Origin of the sequence: Vibrio fujianensis (genome assembly GCF_002749895.1) — a bacterium.
GTDB classification, from domain to species: domain Bacteria; phylum Pseudomonadota; class Gammaproteobacteria; order Enterobacterales; family Vibrionaceae; genus Vibrio; species Vibrio fujianensis.
Window position 1 is genome coordinate 338710 of the sequence record NZ_NBUS01000054.1, and the last position, 1725, is coordinate 340434.

Sequence of the window (1725 nt, forward strand, 5' to 3'; positions counted from 1 at the left end):
ATCTTCTGCATCAATCGCAGGGAGTGGCCCTGCAACCAATAGCCGACCTTCATTGCGTAAAGTTTGTAAGCGTTCTAAATGTTCTGCTCTGACACTCATTCGTTGCGCTAGCGAGTCTTCTACATCTTGGGCGAAAATAACATACCACATATTGCTATCCTTATAATGGTGAACGGGTTTAGGTCATGCACCAAATCCAATGATTTTAAAAGTGAGGTTCATTCCTTGCGGTGATCAATGCTGGTGGTTGATCACTCTTGGGCGTCCTTCTGCATCAATAGCAACATAATTAAACGTTGCTTCACAGACTTGGAAGCGGTCAAGTACGCCGTCTTCTTTAACTGGTTTAACCCATACTTCCAAGTTAATTGACATCGATGTCCGGCCAATTTTGGTACATTCACCGTAGCAGCATACCACATCACCCACCTTGACGGGCTTTTTAAAGGTAATGCTTGACACTGAAACTGTGACAATTCTTCCACTGGAAATTTCTTTAGCGAGAATGCCACCAGCCAAGTCTAATTGCGACATAATCCACCCACCAAAAATATCACCATTGGCATTGGTGTCGGCCGGCATGGCAAGTGTTCTCAGTAAAAGCTGCCCCTTGGGGGAGTTTACATTCTGGTTCATGATTGGCATCCACAGCAAACAAAACAGCGACCGCGAAGGCCGCTGAAAAAGAGGGTTAATTATAACCAGAAATGTCTTCTCGACTCAAAATAGTTAAGAATGTTTAGAGCTATTTTGTTCTTTCGGCAGGTGTTTATAGATGTAAATACCGGTCAATAGTGTGTAGGCGAAGGTTGCGAGAAGTAGACCAAATACTTTGAAGTTGACCCATACATCGAGTGATAATTGATAGGCGATATAAATATTGAGTACCGCGCACACGAGGAAAAAGACAACCCAAGCCCAGGTGATTTTTGTCCAGACCGTTTCAGGTAGAGTCAGTTCTTTACCGAGCATGCCTTTAATCGCAGATTTTCCAAGCCAATGGCTAATGGCTAAGCCTAAAGCAAAGACTAAATAGACAATGGTCACTTTCCATTTAATGAAGTTATCGTCATGTAAGAAGATCGTCATGCCACCAAAAACAGTCACTAAAGCAAAGGTGATTAACTGAATTTTTTCGACCTTTTTGAACAGAAAATAGGTCACGATGATTTGTATCGCTGTGGCTGCAATCAGCGCCCCTGTTGCGACATAAATATCGTAAAACTTAAACAGAGCGAAAAAAATAATCAGTGGAATAAAATCGAGCAGTTGTTTCATTATAAAGCAAGATCCAAGTAGTAAATTACTGACAGTCTAACCAAATTATGGCATGAGCTAAACCAATAAAGATATTTTGAAACAAAATATCGCATTGTTAGGTAAAATTTTTGTGATATTGATAAAGATTTTCTGACGCAGTGAAGCGTTAGAAAATCGATGCAACTGAGGGGCGGCTGGATAGAAAGAGCAATAGTGCCTCATCTGGTAGACAGCTATTGCTCTATGTTAGGTGATAGGTTTACCTAAGCTTTGCGGGTTGCAGCCTTCATCGCCGAGGTAAATGTGTGCAGTTCAGCCAGCATTTTCTCGGGTTCATTGATGTGTTTCTCAATGATTTTTACCACGGCGGAACCAGAAATGGCACCTGCTGCCCCCGCTCGAATGGCTTGTTTGACTTGCTCTGGTTCTGAAATACCAAACCCTAGTAGTGCCGGTGCTGCTTGA

General features: G+C 42.3%; 4 protein-coding genes. All 4 read right to left on the reverse strand.

Annotated features, from left to right (window positions below; genetic code table 11):
- Window positions 1-150 (reverse strand): YciI family protein (locus tag B7C60_RS19555; RefSeq protein ID WP_245869674.1); only part of this gene is annotated, 150 nt, incomplete at its 3' end.
- Between the two features lie 84 nt (window positions 151-234).
- On the reverse strand, window positions 235-636 hold the full coding sequence (gene yciA, locus B7C60_RS14620; RefSeq protein ID WP_099612291.1) for an acyl-CoA thioester hydrolase YciA: 402 nt from the start codon (window positions 634-636) through the stop codon (window positions 235-237).
- A 93-nt stretch (window positions 637-729) separates the two neighbouring features.
- Window positions 730-1278: a septation protein A gene (locus B7C60_RS14625; protein WP_099612292.1), complete on the reverse strand. Its 549-nt coding sequence runs from the start codon at window positions 1276-1278 to the stop codon at window positions 730-732.
- Between the two features lie 245 nt (window positions 1279-1523).
- On the reverse strand, window positions 1524-1725 hold a 202-nt coding region (locus B7C60_RS19560), incomplete at its 5' end, for a tryptophan synthase subunit alpha (RefSeq protein ID WP_245869512.1).

Excerpts from the sequence above, each read along its gene's own strand:
- yciA (WP_099612291.1), bottom strand. The coding sequence starts at position 636 with ATGAACCAGAATGTAAACTCCCCCAAGGGGCAGCTTTTACTGAGAACA.
- B7C60_RS14625 (WP_099612292.1), bottom strand. The coding sequence starts at position 1,278 with ATGAAACAACTGCTCGATTTTATTCCACTGATTATTTTTTTCGCTCTG.